Source organism: Flavobacterium taihuense (assembly GCF_019351435.1).
GTDB classification, from domain to species: domain Bacteria; phylum Bacteroidota; class Bacteroidia; order Flavobacteriales; family Flavobacteriaceae; genus Flavobacterium; species Flavobacterium taihuense.
Genome location: NZ_JAHWYN010000007.1, coordinates 170,217 through 197,011 on the forward strand (window position 1 = coordinate 170,217; position 26,795 = coordinate 197,011).

General features: G+C 35.3%; 23 protein-coding genes. 2 read left to right on the forward strand and 21 right to left on the reverse strand.

Annotation, left to right across the window (positions count from 1 at the left end):
• The first annotated feature begins 323 nt into the window (after positions 1 to 323).
• Positions 324 to 1,466 (forward strand): DegT/DnrJ/EryC1/StrS family aminotransferase, encoded by a 1,143-nt coding sequence (locus KZH69_RS10105; protein ID WP_219317317.1) that lies wholly within the window; start codon positions 324 to 326, stop codon positions 1,464 to 1,466.
• Positions 1,467 to 1,555: 89 nt separating this feature from the next.
• On the opposite strand, the gene KZH69_RS10110 is transcribed toward KZH69_RS10105, so the two are convergent.
• From KZH69_RS10110 to KZH69_RS10210, 21 genes are all read right to left on the reverse strand, one after another.
• Positions 1,556 to 2,296 (reverse strand): tyrosine-protein phosphatase, encoded by a 741-nt coding sequence (locus tag KZH69_RS10110; protein ID WP_219317318.1) that lies wholly within the window; start codon positions 2,294 to 2,296, stop codon positions 1,556 to 1,558.
• Between the two features lie 178 nt (positions 2,297 to 2,474).
• Positions 2,475 to 3,500 carry an outer membrane beta-barrel protein gene (locus KZH69_RS10115; RefSeq protein WP_219317319.1) on the reverse strand — a complete coding sequence of 342 codons (1,026 nt, stop codon included), beginning with the start codon at positions 3,498 to 3,500 and terminating at the stop codon, positions 2,475 to 2,477.
• Between the two features lie 491 nt (positions 3,501 to 3,991).
• Positions 3,992 to 4,816, reverse strand: coding sequence for a TorF family putative porin (locus KZH69_RS10120; protein WP_219317320.1), 825 nt, complete (start codon positions 4,814 to 4,816; stop codon positions 3,992 to 3,994).
• Positions 4,817 to 4,847: 31 nt separating this feature from the next.
• Entirely contained in the window at positions 4,848 to 6,530 is a 1,683-nt protein-coding gene (locus tag KZH69_RS10125; protein WP_219317321.1) for a flavin monoamine oxidase family protein, read from the reverse strand.
• Positions 6,531 to 6,671: 141 nt separating this feature from the next.
• Positions 6,672 to 8,024 (reverse strand): NAD-dependent succinate-semialdehyde dehydrogenase, encoded by a 1,353-nt coding sequence (locus KZH69_RS10130; protein WP_219317322.1) that lies wholly within the window; start codon positions 8,022 to 8,024, stop codon positions 6,672 to 6,674.
• Between the two features lie 65 nt (positions 8,025 to 8,089).
• Positions 8,090 to 9,535 carry an aldehyde dehydrogenase family protein gene (locus KZH69_RS10135; RefSeq protein WP_219317323.1) on the reverse strand — a complete coding sequence of 482 codons (1,446 nt, stop codon included), beginning with the start codon at positions 9,533 to 9,535 and terminating at the stop codon, positions 8,090 to 8,092.
• Positions 9,536 to 9,600: 65 nt separating this feature from the next.
• Positions 9,601 to 10,635 (reverse strand): ABC transporter ATP-binding protein, encoded by a 1,035-nt coding sequence (locus KZH69_RS10140; RefSeq protein WP_219317324.1) that lies wholly within the window; start codon positions 10,633 to 10,635, stop codon positions 9,601 to 9,603.
• Between the two features lie 49 nt (positions 10,636 to 10,684).
• The gene (locus tag KZH69_RS10145) at positions 10,685 to 11,167 is read right to left on the reverse strand and encodes a GNAT family N-acetyltransferase (RefSeq protein WP_219317325.1); all 483 of its coding nucleotides are present in this window, start codon (positions 11,165 to 11,167) and stop codon (positions 10,685 to 10,687) included.
• 2 nt (positions 11,168 to 11,169) lie between these two features.
• Entirely contained in the window at positions 11,170 to 11,943 is a 774-nt protein-coding gene (locus tag KZH69_RS10150) for an ABC transporter permease (protein ID WP_219317326.1), read from the reverse strand.
• Positions 11,944 to 11,945: 2 nt separating this feature from the next.
• Positions 11,946 to 12,791 carry an ABC transporter permease gene (locus KZH69_RS10155; protein WP_219317327.1) on the reverse strand — a complete coding sequence of 282 codons (846 nt, stop codon included), beginning with the start codon at positions 12,789 to 12,791 and terminating at the stop codon, positions 11,946 to 11,948.
• Positions 12,792 to 12,810: 19 nt separating this feature from the next.
• Positions 12,811 to 13,887, reverse strand: a complete 1,077-nt coding sequence (locus tag KZH69_RS10160; RefSeq protein WP_219317328.1) for a CaiB/BaiF CoA transferase family protein — start codon at positions 13,885 to 13,887, stop codon at positions 12,811 to 12,813.
• A 25-nt stretch (positions 13,888 to 13,912) separates the two neighbouring features.
• Positions 13,913 to 15,010: an ABC transporter substrate-binding protein gene (locus KZH69_RS10165; RefSeq protein ID WP_219317329.1), complete on the reverse strand. Its 1,098-nt coding sequence runs from the start codon at positions 15,008 to 15,010 to the stop codon at positions 13,913 to 13,915.
• A gap of 112 nt (positions 15,011 to 15,122) precedes the next feature.
• A complete protein-coding gene (locus tag KZH69_RS10170) occupies positions 15,123 to 15,773 on the reverse strand; it encodes a GNAT family N-acetyltransferase (RefSeq protein ID WP_219317330.1) in 651 nt (216 codons plus the stop codon).
• A 40-nt stretch (positions 15,774 to 15,813) separates the two neighbouring features.
• Entirely contained in the window at positions 15,814 to 17,235 is a 1,422-nt protein-coding gene (locus KZH69_RS10175; protein ID WP_219317331.1) for an NAD-dependent succinate-semialdehyde dehydrogenase, read from the reverse strand.
• Positions 17,236 to 17,289: 54 nt separating this feature from the next.
• Positions 17,290 to 18,591, reverse strand: a complete 1,302-nt coding sequence (locus KZH69_RS10180) for an aspartate aminotransferase family protein (protein WP_219317332.1) — start codon at positions 18,589 to 18,591, stop codon at positions 17,290 to 17,292.
• Positions 18,584 to 19,069 carry an Lrp/AsnC family transcriptional regulator gene (locus KZH69_RS10185; RefSeq protein WP_219317333.1) on the reverse strand — a complete coding sequence of 162 codons (486 nt, stop codon included), beginning with the start codon at positions 19,067 to 19,069 and terminating at the stop codon, positions 18,584 to 18,586. Before KZH69_RS10185 ends, KZH69_RS10180 begins: the two co-directional genes overlap by 8 nt.
• Before the next feature lie 97 nt (positions 19,070 to 19,166).
• Positions 19,167 to 20,744, reverse strand: coding sequence for an amidohydrolase (locus KZH69_RS10190; RefSeq protein ID WP_219317334.1), 1,578 nt, complete (start codon positions 20,742 to 20,744; stop codon positions 19,167 to 19,169).
• A gap of 91 nt (positions 20,745 to 20,835) precedes the next feature.
• The gene (gabT, locus tag KZH69_RS10195; RefSeq protein WP_219317335.1) at positions 20,836 to 22,182 is read right to left on the reverse strand and encodes a 4-aminobutyrate--2-oxoglutarate transaminase; all 1,347 of its coding nucleotides are present in this window, start codon (positions 22,180 to 22,182) and stop codon (positions 20,836 to 20,838) included.
• A 46-nt stretch (positions 22,183 to 22,228) separates the two neighbouring features.
• Complete coding sequence (locus KZH69_RS10200) at positions 22,229 to 22,876, reverse strand: GNAT family N-acetyltransferase (protein ID WP_219317336.1); 648 nt, start codon at positions 22,874 to 22,876, stop codon at positions 22,229 to 22,231.
• Between the two features lie 37 nt (positions 22,877 to 22,913).
• Positions 22,914 to 23,570 (reverse strand): GNAT family N-acetyltransferase, encoded by a 657-nt coding sequence (locus KZH69_RS10205; protein ID WP_219317337.1) that lies wholly within the window; start codon positions 23,568 to 23,570, stop codon positions 22,914 to 22,916.
• An 11-nt stretch (positions 23,571 to 23,581) separates the two neighbouring features.
• On the reverse strand, positions 23,582 to 25,108 hold the full coding sequence (locus KZH69_RS10210; RefSeq protein WP_219317338.1) for a Na+/H+ antiporter NhaC family protein: 1,527 nt from the start codon (positions 25,106 to 25,108) through the stop codon (positions 23,582 to 23,584).
• Positions 25,109 to 25,328: 220 nt separating this feature from the next.
• Here KZH69_RS10210 and KZH69_RS10215 point away from each other — a divergent pair, with 220 nt between their 5' ends.
• The gene (locus tag KZH69_RS10215; RefSeq protein WP_219317339.1) at positions 25,329 to 26,786 is read left to right on the forward strand and encodes a CoA-acylating methylmalonate-semialdehyde dehydrogenase; all 1,458 of its coding nucleotides are present in this window, start codon (positions 25,329 to 25,331) and stop codon (positions 26,784 to 26,786) included.
• The last annotated feature ends 9 nt before the right edge of the window (positions 26,787 to 26,795 follow it).

Below are 26,795 nucleotides of genomic sequence, written 5' to 3' on the forward strand. Positions count from 1 at the left end.
CATTTTGATTGATTCAAAATGCGTTTTTTGTTTTTACTTTATTCTAAATTCATACTTTATCAAAAAAGATTATTTTTACTTACTTTTAACCCAGAATCAAAATTATAGCAGTTTACTCTTGAATCATAAATTACCCACAGATGTCACAGATTCTAAAGATTCTCGCTGAAATTTATTTTTAGACAGCCGTTTTGATTGGCAAAAACTGGGCAAATCCGTTTGATCAATCTAATCAGTGGCCTATTATTGTACAATAAGGATTTAAAATAATTAACCAATAAAATAAATATACTGAATTCCTCTGATATTCAATATTAAAGACAATGAATAATCCAAAAATATGGCTATCCACACCTCACATGGGTGGTAGCGAACTCAACTACATACACGAAGCTTTCGATACGAATTGGATTTCTCCATTGGGGCTAAATATTACGGAATTTGAACATGATCTAGAAAACTATTTATCTCAAAATGTCTTTGCAACAGCACTAAGCTCAGCAACGGCAGCCATACATTTGGGTTTAATTCTCTTGGGCGTAAAAGCAGGCGATGTTGTTATTTGCCAATCCATGACCTTTTCGGCATCGGCTAATCCTATTTTATATCAAGGAGCCACTCCTGTTTTTGTTGATAGCGAAATCGAAACCTGGAATCTGTGTCCCATCGCTTTAGAAGAAGCCATTGTAGACACTGTTCACAAAGGGCAAATCCCAAAGGCAATAATCACTGTACATTTATATGGCGTCCCCTATAAAATAGACGAAATAAGAGCCATTGCCAACAAATATAATATACCAATTTTGGAAGACAGCGCCGAGGCTCTAGGAAGCAGTTATAAAGGAAAAAAATGCGGCACATTTGGTGACATTAGTGTATTTTCATTCAATGGAAACAAAATCATAACCACTTCAGGAGGCGGAATACTGATAACTTCAAGCAAACACACAAAGAAAAAAGCTCAATTTTTAGCCTCACAAGCCAAGGACGAAGCCCCTCACTATCAACACAGTGAACTAGGTTATAATTACCAAATGAGCAATATTTGTGCTGGTATTGGACGCGGTCAGATGAAAGTACTGGAAAAACATATTGCCCTGAGAAGAACTATGCATGATTTTTATGTGTCTCTTTTCGAAAATATTTCCGGAATCACTGTTTTTTCGACTATAAATCCAGATTATTTTGCTAATTATTGGTTGACCTCTATACTTGTAAATTCTGCCGAAACCAAAAACGGAATCAATCGAGAAAACATTCGGTTGGCATTATTGGATTCTAATATAGAATGCAGACCTTTATGGAAACCAATGCATTTACAACCGCTCTATGAAAACTATCCTTTTTATGGAAATAAAATTGCAGAAACGTTATTTGAAAACGGACTAAGTTTGCCCTCAGGATCAAACTTAACAGATTCGGACAGAGACCGTATACGCACTGCTTTATTAAAATTGTTATGCTAATCGAATTAAAACATTCCAACAAAATTAATTTGCATAACAAATCCTCAGATTTAAAGTTCAGATAGATATTTTACTTACCAAAACAAAACCTACTCTACTCGAAAAAACTGATTATTCTTAATCACTTCTTTTATTGCAGTTATTTCTTTGATCTTTACTTTCTCCTCAAAAGCTGCAATATGATTGTTATGATGCACATCTGATCCCACAAAATCGTACATTCCTTTTTGTAATAATTGTTCGGCAATTTTAGCAATTGACTCCCCATAATACCCAACAACCGCCAACAAATTAAGCTGAAAAAGACAACCTACCCTTTTTAATTTCAGATATTCTTCAAAATTATTGTGGTAAAATGTATATCGTTCTGGATGTGCCAAAACGGGAATATAGCCTGCCACCTGCAAATCAAAAAGTATAGTATACAACTGCATAGGCGCATTGATATAAGACATTTCTACCAATACATAATTGTCTTTCAATGTCAATAGCTCTCCCTTCTGAAAAAGTTTTACAAAATGATCGTCCATCATATATTCTGATGCCGCACGAAAAGGGAATGATATCGTTTGCTTTTGCAATTCTAAAACAGTTTCATTCTTAACTTCTAGAATTCTTTCTTTTGTATTATCCCATACATACCTCATAGTATGTGGAGTAGTCACAAACTGAGAAAATCCAAATCCTTGAAGAGCCTTTACCAACCCCAAAGTATGCTCAAAAGTTGGTGCGCCATCATCAATTCCGGGCAATAAATGCGAATGGATATCAACATGATTATTAGGAATTAAATCCTTTAATACAGGTCTATTTTTGGTAAAGAAAAACAAGTGCGATTATTTAAAATAAGTTACAAAGTAAACGAAAATTAAACAAATAACACTACTTCAAAAACAGATGCATTAAAACAAAAAAAGCTGCCAAAACCCAATAATAGGATCTTGACAGCAAAAAAAAAATATTTTTTAATATTTAGTAAATTATAAACTCAAATAAATAAACATATTATTAGAATCCGTAAACTACGGCAATAAGAAATTGAGAAGCAGATTTAGCAGGAGCCAAATCAGAATCAACAAAAATAACTTCATCAGAATTATTATCCATTCTAAACTCAGGAATAATAGTTAATCCACTTACTTTATAGTTACCTGATAAAGTCAAAGCAGTTACATCTGTATCTCCTGAACCTTCTTTGTATTTAAAATATTCACCTCGCAATCCTAAAGCAAAAGCATCAGTAATAGCATACGATGGGTATATTGCTGCACCTGTATAACCTACTTTTCCCTCATTTGAAAAATCGGCCACATTCAAACCAAATTTGAATTTATCAGTAAGTTGTAAAGTAGCTGTCAAATCAACAATAGTACCACTTACAGAACCGTCCATAAAGTTTAGGTAAGCACTGCTTGCACCCGAAGCATAAGACAATTGACCACCAACAGCATTTAATCCTTTTATTGGATCAGCTTGATACTTATTCCATTGGTCATTAAATAAACCAATCATTGCACCAAATTTATCGGTTATTTTATAGTTGGCTTTTATACCTGCATTTTGGAATGGTCCATTCGTAAACAAATAAGAGGTTGAGTAACTAAAATTACCCAGAGGAGAAATTACCTCATACCCTATGAAAGTTCCCATGTAACCTGCCGTAAAACTAAATTTATCTGAAACTGCATAAGTAGCATATAAATTTTGAATGTGGAATGAATTAGAATTTTCATCATCATAAGTTCCATCTGCATTTGGAATGGATTGATACTGTCCTCTTGGACCAAAAGATACTTCTCCTACAAAAGACACTTTTTTAATGGACTTCTTGAATGCAATATCAAGCATTCCTAAAGACACCGAATTTTGATCTGTTCCAAAACTTGTTGGAATGTTTGCTGTTTTTGAAAAATCATACTTGTAATACAAATCTCCAGAACCTGAAATTTGCAATGGCGTAGATTCTGCAGCGTCTTGTGCGAATCCAATACTTGTTGTCAATGCTAAAACTAAAATAGTAATTACTTTTTTCATATTTAATCTGTTTTTAGTTAATAATTCAATTAAGACAATTGAATTAAATTTGGTTATTTTTTCTTTTTCTTGAAGCGAAATTATTAACTTTTAGTTAACAGAAAAACTTTTTAAAGACTTTCCGAAAAGAATTATTGATATCCAAAAATCATCGAAAAATAATATGTATTTCCTATTTTAATCCTTGAATTTTAAAAATTCAATAATCATATTTTATTAAAATACCCTATAATTTTTATACTTTTAAAAATAAAATACTTAAAATAGTTAATTTACAAATAAAAAAAACATGACTAAAAAAAATAACCCCCTTAAAAAATAGGGGTAAAAAAATATATTAAATTACAACCTAAAAACATGCCGCTGTTTTAAATTCAAAATAAATCTAAAAATTAAAGGCAATAAAAAACCTTAAACTCACAAACTAAAAGTTAGATGTGTGTTTAAGGTTTTGAAACTAGGAATATAAAATATTGCTTTTTTTTGATAAATTATTTGATTGTAAAAGTCATACCACCAGAAATGAAATTATGACTCAATTCATCATCTTCTTTTACATATCCATACTCATTATACGTATATCTGATAAAAACAGGCAAACTGAATTTTTCGGAGAATTTAATTTCTTTGGCTACATTCAAACCTACATTAGAGAAAAAGAATCCTGCATTTCCTTCTTCGTCAGTTCCATAATACCCTCCATTAATTACCACTGCTCCTACAAATGGTCTAAAATCAAGACCTGGTTTTTCCCAAGAATAAGTATATCCAGCCTCTGCATAAGAAGAGAATGCTCTAGTCGCGTTTCCATCCGCATCATATTTATAATCATTACCGCCTACAAAAGTATTCCATTGAAAATCCAAAGGCACACCTTTATCCGAGAAATCTAGTAGTAATGACAAATCTAAAGTTTGAGCTGAGCCTTCTGAATAGTCAAAGTATTTACTGCGCTCCCAACTAGTATTATTTTTTGTTGCTGGCCAATAATAATCACTCAGCATCACTTTTACAATTGGCGTAACTTGATACGATACATACCAATCAAATTCATTATAAGCGTCTGCTGCACTCGAAAAATTGGTAGTTCCCCAAACTCCTACGGTTAATTTCTCTGTAAATGCATAGGAAGCATAAGGCTGAAATGCTACTTTATTACTACTGTATTTAATCCCTCTCCACAAATAGGGAGCTACAACATCAACAGCTGCAGCAAATTTAGATTCTGGGGCATCTTGTGCCGCTACTGGTGTATCTTGTGCAAATACGAAACTACTCGTTAGCATTAATGCTAAAACTACTACTGCTTTTTTCATTTTGGTTTTGGTTAGGTTTTGGTTATTAATTTTAAATATTTGCTTTTTTAATTTTTGATGTAATTTGTTCTGCAGCCAATCGTCCTGTTTCTGCGGCTCCATTCATGAACCCTTGATAATCTACACTACAATGTTCTCCCGCAAAATAAACATTACCTACAGGCTCGCTTGTATATAACATAGCTTTATTCCATTGTCCTGGTTTTGGACAGGTATAACTGGCTTTTACAAATGGATAAGAAGACCAACAAGCAAAAACATGTTTGTTTACGTACGCTTTTTTAGACCCTGGAAAAACTTCCTCCATTTGACCTACATATTTATCGATTTCTTTTTGAGGCAAATCTGTTTTCCAGATATGCGTTGCGGGTGCATGCGGATTATGCACTGCCACTTTTGACAAGGCAATAGATTCATCTCCTCCAAAGAAACAACAATAGACCCCTTTGTTACTGACTACGCTTTTTATACTACTGGAGTCCCAGCCGTCATGAATGTCTTTGTGAAATAAATAACCGTAATAATTATTTTTCCCTTCGCACCAAGGTCTACCTTGATATCCTAAAAACAATTTATTATTTTGTCCGTAACCCAATTCCTGAATCGAATTCATCTTCTCCTGAGTCATGTCGCTTAAGTCCATTTTCACATCACGTAACATAGTAAACGGAATAGCAATAATCACATAATCGGCCTGAACATCTTCTTTATCCTTAAATGACAATGTATATTTCCCGTCTTTGTTTGAAATGGCTGTCAATATGGATTTCATCACAATTGAATCGGCCACTTTTCCAGATAAATGTTCAATCAACTTAGAATTTCCTTCCTTAATTCTATACTTCTCATCGCTATCGCCAAAAATTTTAAATCCTTCAGAAGTATTGGTATCAACCATATCCAAGAAATTGATTGCGGACTGTTCCGAAGTGTCCAATCCAAATTCCGCCAAATAAGCTGCAGTAAAAATATCTTTCAACCATTGACTGCATTTCAAAGACTTTATATAATCCTTCAAAGTCATTTTATCAAAAACCAAAGCCGCAGGGGTATCATAATCTTCTCCTAAACTAGTTGCATCTTTTTGAATTGCTGGCGCAATTTTTTTGAACTCTTTTATAATTTCTTCTTCCGAAATATGCCTTCCATCAAAAAAGAAGGTTTCATGTATCAAATTTGCAGCTTTGGATTCGGCATACATATCGATTAATTCCAAATCAAATTCTTTCGCCAAAGCGAGCATATCTTCATGATTCGAATCTATAAAATCGCCTCCAAATTCGGGATGAATACCCATTTGCAACGCATCACCATAATGTGTCAAAATCCTTCCGCCCAATCTAAAACTTCCTTCATAAACGGTAGCTCTAATTCCTACTTTTCTCAATTGATAAGCAGCGTTCAAACCTGCCATTCCAGCACCAACTATCACTACTTTTTTATCATTTGAAGATCCAACACCTTCGCCTTCATCGGATATTGGGTTTCTTGTTTTTTCTTCTTCTTTTTTACAGCTTATTACAGATGTTCCAATAATTCCAGTAAGTAAACTAAACTTTGCCACATCTGTAACAAATTTTCTTCTCGTAACAGGGTCACTATTTTTGAAAGCAATAATTGTATCGACTTCAATTTCTGGATTTTCATTTGAAAATTGAGCAAGTTTCAAATTCAAAAGAATATTCTTGAGTACGGTTGATTTTGGATTTCTCATTGGTTAATTGGTTTGGTTAGCACTTTATTACACAAAGATTCACGAAGTAAAACAGAGATACACAAAGTTTTTTTTTAAAATTAAATACTTTTATTTTAGAGCGTTAAATCAATTGAATTTTCATCCTTCTTTCCGAAATAACTATTCAATAATCACTGATTTCATATTCATAAATTCTTTGATTCCTATTTCGGATAATTCTCTTCCGTAACCTGATTTTTTGATGCCTCCAAAAGGGATTCTAGAATCAGAGCGCACTAAAGAATTAACAAAAACATTACCTGCTTCTATTTTTCTGGCCAATTTATAGGCATTCTCCCTGTCTTCTGTCCAAATTGCCGAAGCCAAACCATATCGATGATTATTGGCAATCGCAATCGCATCATTTTCATCTTTAGCTCTAATAATTGTAGCCAATGGCCCAAAAGTTTCTTCCTGAAAAGCGATATTATTAGCATCCACAAAATCAATTAATGTGGGTTGAAAATTGCAATGCTCCCGCTCTCCTCCAACCAAAATTTTCGCACCTTGTTTTAGAGAATGCTCCAATTGGTAACTTAATTTTTCGGCCAAATCAATTCTTGCCAAAGGCCCCATATTGATTCCGCTTTGCAAAGGATTTCCTTGTTGCAGCGCACTTACTTTTTGAGCAAACAAAGCAGCAAATTCATCCGCAACTTTTTCGGTAACAATAAAACGTTTGGCGCAAATACACGCCTGACCAGCGTTTAACATTCTGGATTGAGTAGCCACAGTTGCAGCCTTTTCCAAATCGGCGTCATTCAATACAATAAAAGCATCCGAACCTCCCAATTCCATTACCGATTTTTTGATATGCTTTCCAGCTAATGCCGCTACAGAAGAACCTGCCATTTCACTGCCTGTCAAGGTAATTCCAGACACAATATCTGAAGCAATAACACTTTCTACTTGTGGAATATCAATGTTTATTTGTTGAAAAACACCTTCTGGAAAACCCGCTTCCAAGAAAGCATTTTCTATGGCTTTGGCACAACCAATAACATTTGGTGCGTGTTTTAAAAGTGTCACATTTCCACCCATAATTGCCGGTGCAGCATAACGCAACACTTGCCAAAAAGGATAATTCCAAGGCATAATCGCAAAAACAGCACCCGATGGATCATAAACCGACATACTTTTGAACGGTGTATCGTAATATTCATCTTTCAGCATTCTTTCCGCATTCTCCGCATAGAAATCACAATTCCCTGCTGATTTATCGACTTCGGCAATACCTTCTGACAATGTTTTGCCCATTTCATTGGTAATCAGCAATCCCAATTCGTCTTTGTTGGCTCTTAATATATCGGCTAGTTTTTTCATTTTATCGGCTCTTTCTTGAAAAGTGGTAGTGCGCCAATTCTTGAAAGCCGATTCCGATAATTGCAGTTTTTGAGTCAATTGCGCATTGGTTAATACTTCATGCTCCGCGATAACTGCTTGTGTAAACGGATTTATAGATTTGAATATCATTGTGTGTTTTTTTTAAAGTTTAAAGTTGTTCAGCTGAATACTAAAAACAGGTTACTGCTTACTTTCTAATACCATCCCACAGGATCTGTATCCAGATTGATGTTGACTTGTTTTACTTCGAGGTAATTTTCGATACCATACAATCCCAATTCTCTGCCAGTTCCCGATTGTTTGTAACCACCCCAAGGCATTTCATTGAAAGTAGGATGATAAAAATTGACCCATCCGATTCCTGCTCTAATCTTTGGCATTACCCGATGTACACGCGTTACATCTTGCGTGAACAAGCCGTAGCCCAAGCCATATTCTGTATCATTGGCCATTGCAATAGCTTCTTCTTCGGTGGAAAACTTTAATAATGCTACTACGGGACCAAAAATTTCTTCTCTAGCGATTCGCATATTTGGAGTGACATCTGTAAAAATAGTTGGCTCTATAAAAAACCCTTTACTGTCATCTGTATTGCCTCCAAAAGCTAATTTTGCTTCCCCTTTTCCTACTTCGATATACCCTTTGATTTTATCAAAATGGGCTTGAGATACAATTGGTCCCATCGTATTTTCGGCATCACTTCCATCACCCACTTTTATATTTTTGGCTCTGGCTACAAACTGTTTTACAAATTCGTCGTAAATGGTGTCTTGAATCAAAATTCGAGAACCTGCTGTACACACCTGTCCGCTATTGGCGAAAGCCGCAAACAATCCCCAATCAATAGCCAAGTCCATTTTGCAATCGTCAAAAATGACTACTGGATTTTTCCCGCCCAATTCTAAAGTAACTTTTTTGAGATTTTCGGCAGCGATTTTGCCAATGTATTTTCCCGTTGAAGTTCCTCCTGTAAAAGCAATTTTATCAATTTTGGTATTGCTTATTAGTGCGTTTCCAGCAATGGGTCCATCGCCTGTTACAATATTGATTACTCCTTTTGGAATATCCAATTCGGCTATTAATTGAGCCAAAAACAAAGCCGTCAAAGGTGTCACTTCGGATGGTTTTAAAACAACTGTATTTCCTGCTGCAATCGCTGGCCCTAGTTTCCAGGCACACATCAGGAACGGAAAATTCCAAGGTATAATTTGAGCACAAACCCCAATGGCCTCGCGAGTTACATAACTAAATGAATTTCCTGGAACACTCATCGTTTCTCCGTGAATTTTTGTGGCTAATCCTGCATAAAACTCAAAACAAGATGCTGCATCATCAATATCAAATTCGGCTTCACGAATGGGTTTGCCATTATTTTCAACTTCTAATTTTACAAATGCTTCAAAATTGTCTCTAATTTTTCCCGCAATTGCAAACAATATTTTTTGACGGTCTTGTGCCGTCTTGCTTTTCCATTCCTCGCCATCAAAAGCAGCTCTTGCAGCATTTACAGCAGCATTTACATCTTCAATTTGCGCTTCTGGAACTGTAGCAATTATAGCCTTGGTCGCAGGATTCAATATCGCTCTTGTTTTGCCTGATGCCGTATCCACAAAAGCACCGTTGATATACATTTTATACATAATTTTTAAAGTTAGAAGTTAGAAGTTAGAGGTTAGAAGTTTTAAACTTCAACCAAACTTTTATCTTAATTATAAATCTGAATTAAACTCGGCACTAAATAAATAGTGACCGATTGTCCTATAATTTTTGTCAACGCCACTGACGAATCTTCGGTTTTAATTATTTTTTGACCTGATGCAGTTACCAATTTGTATTTTCTATGATTCCCCACAAAAATGACATCTTCGATAGTAACCTGAAGCGAAATATCATGTATTGTATCAAACGAAACATTCTCTGGTCTAATGAATAATATCCCTTTACTATCACTTATTTCATGATTGAAATTAAAGGTTTTATCCTCTAATGTAAATGTCTCTTTATTAGCAATATTCACTGGAATCAAATTGGCCTCACCAATAAATCCAGCAACAAATTTGGTTTTTGGATGGTTATATAAAGTTTGACTGTCTGACAATTGCTCTATAACTCCGTGATTCATTACTGCAATTCGATCCGACATAGTCAAGGCTTCTTCCTGATCGTGCGTTACATATACAAAAGTCTTGTTCAAATCCTTGTGCAACTGTTTCAATTCGAACTGCATTTGTTTTCTTAATTTCAAATCCAATGCGCCTAGCGGTTCATCCAATAATAAAATTTCGGGATCAGGTGCAATCGCTCTGGCAATGGCAACTCGTTGCTGTTGTCCACCTGACATTTCAAAAGGTTTTCTGGTTTTGAAAGCCGTCATTTGAACCAATTCTAGCATTTCATCCACCCGTTTATTAGTTTCGGTTTTGCTTAATTTTTTTTGGTGCAAACCAAAAGCAATATTCTCGGCCACATTAAGATGTGGAAACAAAGCATAATTTTGAAAAACCGTATTTACGTTCCTTTTATATGGAGGTAATTGTGAAATGTCTTGTTTATTGAGTAAAACTTGTCCATTGTCGGGAGTTTCGAAACCTGCAATCATGCGCAACGTTGTTGTTTTTCCGCAACCACTTGGTCCCAAAATGGTCAAAAATTCTCCATCTTGGATTTCTAAATCCAAATTGTTTACGATAAGCGAACTTCCGTATGATTTACTGATTCCTTTTAATTCTAATTTACTCATTTTAATGTAATTTAAGGACCCTAAATCCTTGTATAAATCTAAATACAACCTACTTATTAATAACTTTTTTCATTCTAAAACCAGAAGTTACAAAACCTTCATTTAGATAAAAATTCAACGCTTTTTCAGCAACGTCAGGTCTTGGCGTATCGAGTTCTATTCTTTTCCAACCCTCTTTTTTAGCTATAGTAAGAACATAATCAATCAATTTCTGTCCTAGTTTTTTTGAACGAAAATCAGGCACGATATACAATTCATTGACAACACCAAAATTACCTTTTGCATAAATTGCATTAGTTACAACATACGTAACAAATCCAATAATTTTATTGGAAACAACAGCGACAATTATTTCTCCTTTAGTCAAAAAGTCAGATACTATCTCATCATATTCATCTACATTGTAGTCAAAATCTATTTCTTTATAAAATTGAAGATTCATTTTTTTAAAAACTTCGATTTCTTCTTTTTGCAATGTTCTAATATTAACTTCAATAGTTGAATCCGAGGTTAAATTTGAGATTTCCTTCATTTTTAATTCTCTTTATTAAATTTTAACGAAATAAAAATGGCTGCAGACGATATTAAAAATACCAAAGTCGCCACAGCATTTACTTCGGGTGTAATCCCCCGACGCATCATTCCATAAATTTCTATTGGTAATGTATTTTCTCTTGAAATCAAGAAAAAAGTAACGGGTATTTCATCCATTGATAATACCAATGACAATAAAACGGCGCCAATAATGGCTGTTTTTATATTGGGCAAAATCACTTTAAAAAACGCTTGTAATGGACTGGCTCCCAAATCAAAAGCTGCCATTTCCAAATACGGGTCTAATTTTTTGAATCGAGCCAAAATCTGTGTAATCATAATGGCAATTAAAAAAGTGGTATGTCCAATAAAAACGGCTTTCAATGACAATGGAATTCCCATTAAAGGAAAAAGACTCAACATGGCAACTCCCGTCACAATTCCAGGAAGTGTAATGGGAAGTAAAATTAATTTTAGCAAAAAGTTTTTACCAAAATAATTGTATTTGTGTAGCGCATAAGCAGACGGTATTCCAATTATTAAAGCGGCGAGCGTACTTGATATTGCTATTATAAAACTGACCTCGACAGCATTAATCATTGATTGATTGTGAAATAATTTTATGTACCAATCCAACGAATAATGTTCAATTGGAAATGAACTTACCGATTCTTTATTGAATGAAAACCATATAATAATGAATATCGGGAAATACAAAAACCACAGCACCGAAAAGGCTGAAAAGGAAATTATAAATGCTCTTATTTTTTTCATGATTATTGTGTTTCGTGTTTTTTCTCATATCGAGAGGAAAGTTCCAGTACTATAAAAACCAAAATGAGTAAAACTACTCCAACTGCTGATCCAAGAGGTTTGTCATTGGATGTTCCAAATAAATTTTGAACAATACTCGAAATAAACAATGTATTGGGACCTCCTAAAAGCGACGCTGCCAAGAAATCTCCAAGCGTAAGCACCAATGCTAATGTCCCACCCGAAATAACTCCAGGTAAGATTAAAGGGAAAATTACTTTTCTAAAAGTTACCCAAGAATTAGCACCTAAATCTTTACTAGCTTCCACCAAGGATTTTGAAATTTGTTCGAACGAAGTATAAATTGGTATGCAAACGAAAGGCAAAAAGATGTAAATCAAACAGAGAATTACCGAGAAATCAGAATACAACACAAAACGCAATGGTTTGTCTATAATGCCCATGTTGATTAAAGAGGAATTAAAAATTCCGTTTTCGCCAAGAATTACTTTCCATGCATAAGCCCTTACAATATAGGACATCCAAAAAGGCAGAACGATTAAAGTATAATAGAACGATTTGTTTTTGGTTACTTTAAAAGCAATAAAATAGGCCAGCGGCAAACTCAATAAGATGCAAGCTAATGCAACAATTATAGCATAAATAAAAGTTCGAATCAAGGTTTCGTAATACAATGGATTGGTAAAAATCTTGATATAGGAATCAAAATTGAGATCATATACTACTTTTCCAAAATCATCTGTTGCCAATACACTTTGTGTCAAAATGAACAGATAAGGCAATACTAAAAACAGGAATAACCACAGCAATAGTGGGAAAATTAATACATATTTATCGTAGTTCTTCATTGTAAAAAATTATACTTTTTTAATCAAAATCAAAAATGGCAGTTGCCATTCTTTTTGTGATTTGCCCGTTAGGAAGTGCCTCTGTTAAAATTAATTTTCGAGCACTTTCACAATTCAGTACTTCATCCATATTTCTAATTTCACCACAGGGAACATTGTTGTTTTTTAATTCTTTAAGTAAAAACGTACTATGAAATTCACAAAATGCTTTAGACAAAAAAATACTTAAAAGCGCTCTGTTTTTGACTCTCAAACTATTTGAACTAAAACGAACATCTGACAGTAAATCATTTATATTCAAACACGAACAAAGCGATGCAAACTGTTTGTCATTTCCAACCGCAAGAACAATTGCTTTATGATCTTTTGTGTAAAACGTTTCACCATAAGGAGCAATATTTGGATGTAAACTCCCCATTCTTTCTGGAACAATTCCACCCATTAAATAATTTGTTGCCTGATTGGCCAATGTAGCTAAAGCGGCATTATATAATGATACATGAACAGTAGCCCCTTGATTTGAAATGCTTCTTTTCAGCAATGCGATCAGTATGGCTTCTTTAAGTTGGTGAGCGGCGAGAATATCGATAATGGCGATTGGTATTTTGACAGCTGTACCTTCTTTTTCGCCATTTATATACATAAATCCAGCTTCTGCTTGCAATACAACATCAAAAGCGGGAGTTTCGTCATTGGCTCCATAACCACTTATTTGTGCATAAATGAGTTTAGGGAATTTACCTCTTAAAGTTTTCGAATCCAGTCCCAATTTTTTTGAAGAGGTAGGTTTGAAATTGGCTATAACAATATCCGCATCTGCAATCTCATTCAAGACCAATTCAAGATCTTTTTCAACAGTTAAATCTGCCCACAGAACTGTTTTATTATAGTTCACTGAACTGTAATACCCGGATTGATTTTCCTTGGACTCTGATTCTAAAAGCCAACTTCGAGTTACATCTCCATTATTGGAAGGATTTTCGACTTTTATAACCGTCGCACCCAATTCGGCAAAAAACATTCCTACTGCAGGACCAGCCAAAACCCCCGCTAATTCGACGATTTTTAATCCTGCAAATAGTTCTTGTTTTTTCATTCCTAAAATATTTTTGAAGAAGGAATTATTGGTTTTTCACTTCACTCCAGATTTCGTTGTATCTTTTTCTGTTTTTTACAGGTTGCCAAAAATTCAAGGTTTTAAACATTTTATCCATGCTTGCCACATCCATTAATTTTTGAGTTTCAGGAGATAATAATGCATTTGCTTCTGGATTTGACACATAATATTGTGTGAATTCAGCAACTTGAGCCATCACTTTTGGTTGGGAAACATAATCCAACCATAATTGCGCCAATTGTTTATTTTTGGCTCCTTTTACAATCATCAAACGGTCAATCCAACCTGTTGCTCCTTCAGTAGGAATAACAGCTTTAATGTTCATTCCTTGCTTGTTCAAATTAGCTGGAGTCAATGGCCATCCCACAGCAGCAACTACTTCTTTGTTTTTGAATAAATTATCCAATTCCCCTGCTGAAGCCCAGTTTTTACGAACCTGAGGTTTCAATTCTACCAATTTTGCTTTACAAGCAAGCAATTGTTCTTCACTTAAATTATATAAAACCGACTGATCTTTTTTGTCATATCCTAGCAATTGTGCTGCTAAATAAATAGAAGAAATATCATCATACATTGCGATTTTTCCTTTGTATTTTGGATCAAAGAAAAGATTCCATGAAGTTGGAGTTTCTTTGATAATATCGGCATTATAAACTAAATAATCTGGTCCCCAAGTAAATGGCATACCGTATGTTTTTCCGTCTTTTTGAACGTCTTTCATTCCAGATAAAACTGGAGAAAGCGATTTCCAAGCCGTTAATTGTTCTAAATCTAAAGGTTCTGCCAAATCTGAAGAAACGATATAACCCGCCACATCGGATGAAGGAGTGATTACATCATAACTAGCGCCACCGCCACTTTGTAATTTTGAAACCAATTCATCTGAAGATCCAAAATAAGTTCCTTTTATGGTTACTCCATATTTATCTTCAAACTCTTTGGTAAAAGAAGCATCAGCATATCCTTCCCAAGCCAGGATATTTAAAGTAGAACCTTTTAATGCTTCTAAATCAACTGTTCCCGTCTTAGTTTCTTCAGCTTTTTTGCCACAGCTTGAGAATAAGCTTATAATTACTAGTAATGATAATGCGATTTTTTTCATTTGGTTTGGTTTTTTGGTTGGTTATAATAGTTTAGAAGGTCTATATGTTTAGAAGTAGTTTAAAACATTAAATTCTCTTTTTTCTGCATACTAAAAACTGAACACTTTCTTATTAATGATGTTCGCTTAATTTAGTAGCTGGATCAATAGGCCAATACATCAAAACCGAACAATTCCCGCTTCTTGGATCGTCTAAATAATCAAATAAAGGCTCGACTAGAATGAATCCGCATTTGGTTTGAGCCGTAACGGTTGGATCTATTATTTCTCCTTTTATTAATTTGTCACAATATTCTGCAATAGTCATTTGGTATTTTACTTTATCATATCCAATTGGCATTCCAGCAGTCATTTGCCCCAAACATCCCAATTCTTTTGCTACATCTTGACGCGCATTATAAATTTGTCTTCCAATTCCTTTTCCCTGATAATCAGGATGCACCGAAACGTCAAGTCCGTACAGCCATTCTGCTTTTGGGTCATGTGTTCCTAACCATAAATTATCCGATATTTCGAGAAAAGTATGGTGTCCTTTGTGATAATTTTGCTGTAAAGTTGTAGTAGCAGCAATTACTCTATCTCCATCTAAAACAATCATTTGACCTTCAGGAAAAATTTCCATATGTCTCAAATATTGCTCTTCTGTCATCAATTCTTCAGCTGACAAAGTTGGAAAAACAATTTTTTGAAGTTCTGCTTCTTGCTTTGCATATTCTGGTGTAGCAGTCTGTAAAATGTATTTGCCTAAAATTTCTTTTTTCATTTGATAAAGTATTAAGTTTAAAATTGGAATTTGAAATGTATTAGCACATATTACCGTAACTAATCAATTTCATTTCCAAATATTCTTTCAATCCTTCGGATCCTGATTCGTGACCAATTCCACTGCTTTTTATTCCAACAAAAGGCAATTCGGTTCCGTGTGCCGCCCATTCGTTGATACCTACCATCCCGAATTCAAGGTTTTCGGCATACACATTTGCATTTTTAATGTGATTGGTAAAAACGTATGAAGCCAAACCATATTCCGTATCATTTGCCCATTCAATAACTTCTTCTTGGGTATCAAAAGGAATTACAATCATCAATGGTCCAAATACTTCCGTTTTGATAAATGCTTGAGTTTGTCTTGCTTCAATTAAAGCTGGATGTACGAAAAATCCTTTCTCTGATTTTTCACCACCAATATGAACAATTGCTCCTTCACTTTTTGCTTTTTCGAGCATAGCCAAAGAATGGTTTTGCTGTATTTTATTAATCAGTGGTCCCACAAAATCAATATCTCCACCATTGATTCCAGTTTTTAGTTTCGAAATATCCTCTTTTACAACAGCAACAAACTGATTGAAAATACTGGAGTGCACATAAAAACGTTGTGGCGAAACACAAACTTGGCCACAATTTCTTAATTTGGCAACCAAAGCCTGATGCGCAATCGATTCTACATCAACATCTTTATCAATAATCACAGGGGCGTTTCCTCCCAATTCCAATGACAATTTGGTAGATGTTTTTGAAGCACCATCCATTAATATTTTCCCAACACGGGTACTTCCTGTAAAGCTTATTTTTTTCAACAAAGGGTTTTCAATCATTTCCGTTCCTGTGGAAACCGGTTCGGTATTGATTAAATTAAAAACTCCTTTTGGTATTCCCGCTTCGTGCAAGGCTTTTGCCATATTAAAACTCGATAATGGCGTAAATTCTGAACCGCGCATTACAACCGTACAACCCGCCGCCAATGCAGCAGCTACAGCTCTTGCTGGATTATAAGCTGGGAAATTCCATGCCGTAATCACTCCAACAACACCCAATGGCTGATAAATGACCATCGAACGTTTGTCAATTCTGCTCGAAGGAATTACCCTTCCGTAGCTGCGTTTTCCTTCTTCGGCATACCATTCGAAAAGGTTGGCAGAAACTTGCCATTCGCCCCTTGCTTCCAGCATTGGTTTCCCAGTTTCTAAAGCAGTTTCTTTGGCGAAAGCCTCCGCATTTTCCCTCATATAGTTGGCCGCTTTTTTTAGAAACTCTGCTCTAAAATAAGGAGTAGTGTTTTTCCATCCTTTGAAAGCGGTATCGGCAGCATCAATGGCCAAACTACAATCGGCAGCATTACCGAAAGGAACTTCATCCACTATTTCTTCCGTCGATGGACTTTGCAAATCCCATTTTGCGCCGTCTATTGCGTCGCACCATTCTCCATTTATATATTGCTTTCTCATTTTTTTTCTTTTAAGATATCTTCGTCAAAGTTTAGAACTTTGACAAAGATTATTTTACTTCAGAACCTCTTCTATCGCTTCTTCCAAAATCATTAAACCTCTGTGCAACACTTCGTCTTCGATAAACAACGGGCTTAAAATTCTAATACAATTTCCGTAGGTTCCAGAAGTAATCACAATCAATCCATTGGCCAAACATTTATCCACAATTGCTTTTGTGGCCACACCATCTGGAATTCCAGTTTTTGGATTGGTGAATTCTATAGCTAACATCGCACCTAGTCCGCGAACATCAGTAATGGTTTCCGGATATAAGGCTTGTATGTGTTTGAATTTATCATGAACAATTTTACCGACTTTTTTACCGGCAGCATTGATGTCATTTTTTTGCATGTAATTGATACTTGCCAATGACGCCACACAACTCAACGGGCCTCCTAAATAGGTACCGCCAATAAGTCCTGGTTTTATGGCATCCATAATTTCTTGTTTACCAATTACAGCACCAATCGGCATTCCACCACCCATCGATTTTGCCCAAGTAGACAAATCCGGTGTTACATCATAATGTTCATAAGCCGCCCATTTTCCGGTACGCCCAAAACCGGATTGCACCTCATCAAAAATCAGACAGATATTATTTTCGGTACAGAATTTACGTAAATATTGAACATATTTTTTGGAAGCCACTGTAAAACCGCCTTCACCTTGAACTAATTCAAGAATAATTGCAGCAGTCTGACTGATGGAAACGGTTGACGAAAAAGTTTTATGCAACTTCATAATCATCAAATCATCAAACTCATCTTGAGTCATTCTGCCGATCATGCTCGGCTTGTAATATGGATATTCCAAACGATATACTTCGGGAGCATAAGGTCCAGCTCCTTCTTTGTATTTCACGTTGGATGTCAAAGTCATCGCCATCATGGTACGACCATGAAAAGACCCATCATAACAGATTACACCCGATTTTCCGGTAACCGCACGAGCAATTTTGATAGCATTCTCTACTGATTCTGCACCAGACAAAGTAAGCATTGCTTTTGTTGATTCTCCGTGAGGTAGTATTTCACATAATTTTTCAGTCAAATCCAAATATTGTTCGTAAACAGAAACATTAAAGGAAGCATGAATAAATTTTTCGGCTTGTTTTTGAATAGCTTCAATAATTTCAGGAACGCCATGTCCAACATTATTTACACCAATTCCACCCGCAAAATCTATCAGTTCTCTACCGTCTGCATCAATTATTATGGCTCCTTTGGCTGATTGAATACTGGATGGATTAAAAATACCCAAAGCGTTTGGAACACTTTTCTTTCTTCTTTCGTATAATTTGTCTGTATTATTCATTTTGTTTGCTTGATAATTTTGCTAATTCTAAATCGGGCTGGGCAAATTTGTATATTTTCATATACATGTTGGTTTTGGTGTCAAAAACCCCTTCCAAAACATGTATTTTGTCTCCAATTAATTCATTCAAATGTTCCATATCTCGGCACATTACATTCGCTTCTATATCAAAATCACCCGAAACAGATGCTAAAAAACTAATCTCAGGTAATTTTGCCAATTGTTCGAAAATAGAATTCATAAACGTTTTTGGCTTGACCGAAATCAAAATACTCGCGTAAGCATTAAATCCAATTTTATTAGGATCAATTCTGCCTATAATTTTCAACGTTCCATCTTCAACCAAGTTGATATAACGGTGCCTTATTGTACTTACAGCAACATTAATTTCCTTTGAAATTTCGGTAAATGACATTCTACCATCTTTTTGCAATAATGTCAATATTTGAAAATCCAATTCATCATCTAATACACTCATCTTTAGCTAATTTTTGTAAAATTTTAATAACAAGTCAAATGTAATTAATTTATTTACAATAAAAATCAATTTTTTTGTTTTATTTTCAAAAATAAAGTTATTTTTTGTGTGTTAATTTCCCAGAAACCCATGTCTCCAGTGTTTCAACATTAGAAACATCTTCTATCTCGAAAGGATTTTTATTTAAAACAATAAAATCGGCAAATTTGCCAACAGATAAGCTTCCTTTTACGTTTTCCAAATTATCGGCAACCGCGCTACCTTGAGTATAGGCGTATAATGCTTGTTGCAATGTAATCTTTTGGCTTTCGCCGATGACAGAACCATCAGCCGCTTTTCGAGTAATCGCCGTTTCAATGTTTACCCAAGGGTTTATTTCTTTTACAACTGGTCCATCTGTCGATAAAGCTAAATTGATCCCATTGTCCAAAACCGTTTTGCAGGGATAAACCACATCTAATAATTCATCGGTTAATGTGCTTTTGAAATTATTAGCCAATTCATAAATAAATATGGGTTGCATGGCAGCAGTCATATTCATTCGTTTGAAATCATTTATATTTTCTTGGGATAAAAACCCAACATGTTCGATTCTGTGTCTTAAAGTAGGATCGATTTTGAACAAATCACTATACACTTTCAAAGTCAAATCGACTGCTTGATGACCTATGGCATGCGTTGCTACAGAGAAACCTTTGTCAACCGCTTCTTTGGCCGTGGTATAAAATTTATCATAATCCAATCGCAACACGCCTTTGTAGCCATTGGTGTTTTTATAAGGAACATTCAAGGCCGCCGTAGCCGAACTCAATCCGCCATCCGAAAAGAATTTCACGGTTTTTATCTGTAAAAACTCCGATTCATATTGTTCCGGCAAAACTTGAATTTCATCGCTTCCGTCTGGAATTCGAAGCGGAAAAACATTCATTCTCACTTTGAGTAAACCTTCTTGATCCAATTGAATATAGGCCGCAAGCAATTCTTCGTTGGCCGCAGGATCTGTAGCGCTCGTGATTCCGAGACTTAACAAATAGTCATGCGCTTCCAGAATCATATTTTTATATTCCTCGAAAGTAAAAGGCGGAATATTATTCATAATTAAACCCAAAGCTCTTTCGGTAAAAATTCCCTGCAAACTGCCGTCTTGATTTTTGCGAATTTCACCTCCAAAAGGCACTTCGGTAGCTTCACTCACTCCCGAAATCTCCATCGCTTTGGAATTGGCAATACCAATATGGGCACAAGTTCTTATGACAAAAACAGGTCGGTCCAAAATGATTTCATCCAAATCTTCTTTGGTAGGTAAACGCTTTTCTTCGAGTACCATTTCATTGATTCCGCGAGCCATAATCCACTCCGAGTTTGGATTTTTGGCAGCAAAATCTTTAAGCTTTTGTTTGAATTCGACTATCGATTTTACGCCTCGAACATCCAGCATATAGGTGCGAAGATGTCCAATTTTCCAAACATGAATATGCGCGTCGTTGAGTCCTGGAACTATAGTTTTCCCTTGAAAATCAATTTCTTTCTCAAAAGAACCAAATTGATTTCGAAGTTTGGCTGCTGTACCAATGGCTTCAATTTTTCCCAAATCATTAATTACTATGGAATCTGCTTTTGCGAAAGCGGGATCCATAGTAATGATGTTGGCATTATGTATTAATTGGAAATTCATTGTTTAATTTTAAAATTTAAGGTAACAGATTTCAGATAACAGAAGGCAGACTGAGACTGTCTTCTGCAATCTAAATTCTGCTATCTATAACCTATCCTCTTTCGTTCAATACGTCTTGAATAGCGGCTTCAATTACATCAAGACCTTCATTCAATTGTTCATCTGTAATTACAATTGGAGGCAAGAAACGAATACAGTTGGTATACAATCCAGCTCTAATTAAAATCAAACCGTTGGCAACCGACTTTTTGATTACAGCCATTGCAAAATCCATATCCGGTTCTTTGGTTGTTCTGTCTTTTACAAACTCTACCACAAGCATAGCTCCAAGTCCACGAACTTCGCCAATTATCGAAAATTTCTCTTTCATGGCATTGATTCTGTCCGTAATTACTTTACCAACATGCGTTGCACGATCCAAAAATTCTGGTTTGATAATTTCTTTTACCGTTGCCAAAGCACCTACAACTGCAATTGGACTTCCACTGTATGTTCCTCCAATTCCACCCAAATGCGGTGCATCCATGATTTCTGCTTTTCCAGTAATGGCAGATATTGGCAATCCAGACCCAATTGATTTTGCCATCGTAACAATATCCGGAACTACACCAGAATGCTCAATAGAAAGGAATTTTCCTGTTCTACCCGCTCCTGCTTGAACCTCATCGGCAATAAAAACGATACCATGTTCATCACACACTTTTCTGATTTTTTCTAAGAAACGTTTTGGCACCGGAATAAAACCACCTTCCCCTTGAACAGGCTCAATGATAATTGCCGCAACTGCAGATGGATCAACATGAGAAATTAAATTTTGATCAAAACGTTCGATGCAAAAATCAATATATTCTTCTTCTGTCATAGAATTTGGTCTTCTATACACATTTGGAGAGTGAAAACGATAAATATCTTGAGCATAGCTTCCAAAACCTTTTTTGAATAAACCATATTTACTAGTCAAACTTAAGGTAAGCATGGTACGACCGTGATAGGCTCCTTCAAAACAAATTACTGCCGGTCTTTTTGTATAATATCTTGCAATAGCTACTGCATTTTCTACAGCCTCAGAACCTGAATTTGCCAACAAAGTCTTTTTGGGGAAATCACCTGGCGTAATTTCGTTTAGCAATTCTGCAAATTCCAAATACGGTTCAAATGTTGTAACAAGAGCACCTGGATGAATGTATTTGTCCAACTGATCTTTTACAGCATCAATCACCACTTGTGGTCTATGACCTAAATTTACCATTCCGATTCCACCTGCAAAATCAATCAATTGATTCCCATCTACATCCCACACTAAGGCACCTTCAGCCTTTTCAACCACCACTTCGGTAGATTTACCTAGACCTGCTGGTAATGCTGCAGCTCTTCTTGCTAATATTACTTTGCTTTTTGGACCAGGAATTTCTGATACTTTTTTAATTTGAGTTCCCATTTTATTTTTTTTTTTTTTTGCTTTTTACTCTTTATTCTTTTAATTGCTATAAATAATAATTTTCGTCAACTGGCTTATACATTAATATACTTCCAAATCCCGATTCAGGATCATTTATGTAATTGTATAAAGGCCGAATCCACCGAAAACCTGCGCTTCGTTGTGGCGTAATGGTAGGATCTATTATTTCGTTGTTCATAACCTTTTTGCAATATTCTTCGATTGTCATTTGATCTTTTACTTTTCCGTAACCAATTGTCATTCCTGCAATTATTTGTCCTTTCAACCCTAATGCTGCGCACACTTCATTTCGGGCTTTGTACATTTCTTTTGAGAGTCCTAAACCTCTGTATTCTGGTAAAACCCCCATATCTATTCCGTACATCCAATCACCATTTGGAATTTGTACATTGGTAATCCATAAATTATCGGTCTCTTCCAGAAAAGTACTATCATGTTCTGGAAAATCACATCTAAAAGAACTTGCCGAAGCCACAATAATTCCATCCTTTTCTACAACAATTTGCCCCTCGGGAAAAACCTTTATATGATTGGCAAAATGATTTCTATCTAATATTTCAGACTCGTGCAATGTTGGATAACATCTCGATTGCACGTATTCCATTTGAATGGCATCCTCAACTTTTGCATTTCGTATCAAAAAAGTGTCATTCAAAATCTTTTTAGCAATCATATTTTTTAGATTATAGGATATTTAAATTCTTAGCAACTTAGAATCTATTCAATTTATAATTTTCATCAACTGGATAATACATTAATATACAAGCAAAACCAGCTTCGGGATCATTGATATGATTGTATAATGGTTTTATCCATCGAAAGCCTGCTTTTTTTTGCGGAGTTACTGTAGGATCCGTGAATTTTTTTATTTCTAAGGCATAACAATATTCTTCTATAGTCATTTTATACTTCACTTTTCCGTAGCCAATAGTCATTCCTGCAATGAGTTGTCCTTTTAACCCTAATTTTTTGCAAATTTCTTGCCGAACCAAATACATTTCTGTCGACAGTCCTAAACCTCGATATTCAGGCAAAATCCCCATATCTATTCCATACATCCACTCTCCATCTGGAATATGGGCATTGGTAATCCATAAATTATCCGATGACTCAAGAAATGTGGCTTCTTGTGTTGGAAAATGAGACCGAAATGTACTGGCAGAACCAACAATAACGCCATCTCTTTCCAACACAATTTGACCTTCTGGAAAAACTTTAATATGATTTACAAAATGATTCCTGTTTAATAACTCGGTTGGATCCAAAGTAGGATAACATTGTTTTTGAACATACTCCATCTGAACTGCATCTTCTGGAGTTGCATTTCGAATTAGAAATTCATTAAACAATACATCTTTATGAATCATATCACTTTCATTTACATAACAAAACCTGCAATCAAATACAACACTGAAGAAGCCACAAATATTGCCAATTGATATGGAAATTGCGAAATACCATGTTGCATCATATCTACTTTACAAGATTGTGCGGTTAGTACTCGATTGTCTGAGAAGAAACAGGCAGCCGCTCCCCAAACTGTTCCTGAAGCCAATGCTCCTTGGCTCAACCAAAAATTGGCTCCCAATGTATGTGACATCAATGCTGTTGTAGGAACCAGAATCGCATAGATTCCCCAGTTTGAACCTGTTGCCCAGCAAATCCATGCTACCAAAGCAAAAACAATAAAAGGAAAGGTCACACTATTCAACCAACTAATACCTTGTAGTTTTTCGACCACAAACTCATTAAATCCTAATGCATTTTGAACATCTTTTAACAAATAAGTAAATCCCAAAACGGTTAATACGAATGTTATCGTTTCCAATCCCAACACAAAATGTTTTGATATTTTATTGAATTTTATCACTTTAAAAAGTAAAAAATATAGGTATGTAAACACTACCGCTGTAACAATACCACGCAATGCATCGATACTACCAAATATATATTCGGATGAAAAAGCGAAACTTCCCCAATAATCCATATCAAACGGGTAAGGAAAAACAGTACACCATATTAAAACCAAAATAGGAAGTATGAAATAGATTAATTTACCTTGTTTTGCATTGGGTTTAGCTACTTTAATTACCGCTTCTTCGATTGGTTTTACATTAGCTTCTGCTTCTTTAATGGCTTTAGAGTCCGGAATTAATTGAAACACAATTAAACCACCCATGATTAATGAAATCCAAGCCGAGAAATTATAAGGGATAGTCCCCAGGAAAGCCTGAATTGGATTCGTAATAGCCACACCCGCAGCATCTAAAACACCTCCATCAATTGCTACAATCTGTGTTCCATAAAATATGGTCCAAGTCGAAATAGGAAAAATAATAGTAAAGGGCACACAAACCGTTGTCAACACTAATGCTAATTTCTCTCTGGAAACACCAAATTTATCCGTTATGGGTCTCATGGTATTCCCTACTGACAAAGCACTCAAATAATCGTCCAAGAAAAAGAAAAAGCTTAAGAAATAAGTCATTATCAAAGATTGCTTTTTATTTTTTACATGATTCTCAGAATATCTTGCCACTGCCTTGATTCCTCCTGAAACATTCAATAATTGAACAAATGCTCCATATAATATACAAACTAAGATTACCCAGATTAATCCTTGATCATGTGCATCTCTGGCAATAGAAGTAAACATACCATCGAACATATTCAATGGAAAAATCATTCCTTTTCCTTCTGGAAAATATTCTTCAGATCCACCATGTTGTGCCAACAAAGCAAATCCAATGGCACAACCTATAATCAAAGGCTCCAAGGCTTTTCGCGTAATCATTGCAATCCCTAATACTGTAAAAGCGGGAACAAGCGCATGCCAATGGATAAAAAAACAAAATGTAGCCAAGAATAACAGGGCAACACCGATAATAGTAGATACTGATTTCATAAATTTTGTGGTTTTGGTTTAGGTTAATTCAACGATCTAAAGTGGTCAAGCTTTAAATTAATAATCTATATGTAAAGATCTAACCCAATATTTCATATTGTAAATAAATCAACATATATGTATTTATTTTGTAAATCTAACAACATTTTTATTACTAACAAAAAAATTTATTATTTTTTTACATTTTTTTGTATATTTGAAAAAATTAAAAACATAAATCATGTCATTTAACGAAGTAAAAAACTTTATAAACGGGGAGTTTAAAGCAGGAAGCTCATCAACAACCCATACAGTAATCTCGCCTTTAGATGGTAAGGAATTAACTACTTTCAAAGAATCCACCATGGAAGATTTGAATGAAATTATTACTGCAGCACAGATCGCTCAAAAAAAATGGCAAAAAGTCACCTTAAAAGAGCGCGTGCAAGTATTTTATAAATACAAACAATTATTAGAAAAGAACAGCGAAGAGCTAACTGAAATCATTCACAGGGAAAACGGAAAAATTCACGGTGAAGCCAAAGCCGAAATTGACAAAGCCATCGAACTAACCGAATTTGCTTGTTCCCTACCACAATTTGTGAATGGGGAGAATATGGAAGTAAGTAAAGGTGTTTATTGCTCCTCCACCAAAATTCCACTGGGAATAGTAGCTTCAATTGTTCCATTTAATTTCCCCACTATGGTTCCGCATTGGACTATCGTAAATGCAATTGCCCTGGGAAATGCATTTATTCTAAAACCTTCTGAAGCTGTTCCCATCAGCAGTCAATACACTGCCAAACTTCTAAAAGAAGCAGGACTTCCTGATGGATTGTTTAACATTATAAATGGAACGCAAACGACAGTAGAAAACATTTGTGATCATCCAGGTATTCAGGCTGTCACTTTTGTAGGTTCAACCAAAGTAGCCAAAATTGTATACCAAAGAGCAAGCAACAACCTAAAACAAGTCTTAGCACTTGGAGGAGCCAAAAACCATATCCTACTATTACCCGATGCACATCCAGAAATGGCTTCGTCTAATATTATTGCTTCCATGAGCGGTTGTGCCGGTCAACGTTGCATGGCGGCAGCTACCTTAATTGCCGTTGGAAATTGTGATGCCATCCTTGATAAATTAATTGATGATGCCAAAAAAATTCAATGTGGCACAACTTTAGGTGCTGTAATTTCCAAAGCGGCCAAAGACAGAATTGAAGGGTATATAAACGAAGCTGAACAACAAGGAGCAAAAATCATTTTGGATGGCCGCAACACAATTGTTCCCGGAAAAGAAAACGGATTTTACGTAGGTACAACGCTTATTGATTATGCCACTGCCGATATGAAAATTGCCAGAGAAGAAGTTTTTGGTCCAGTTCTTGCCATTATTCGTGTAAATACAATAGATGAAGCATTGGCAATAGAAAATGCAAATCCGTATGGAAATGCGTGTTCGGTATTTACACAAAGTGGAGGCTTAGCCAACTATGTTACCGAAAATGCTTCAGCTGGAATGTGTGGTATTAATATTGGAGTTCCCGTTCCTAGAGAGCCTTTTGGTTTCGGAGGATGGAATGAATCCCGTTTTGGATCTGGCGACATCACAGGGAAAAGTTCTATTGGCTTTTTTACCAAAGAAAAGAAAACAACGACCAAATGGAATCCAGAAGCTGGAGTCAATTGGATGAGTTGAGAATTTTAG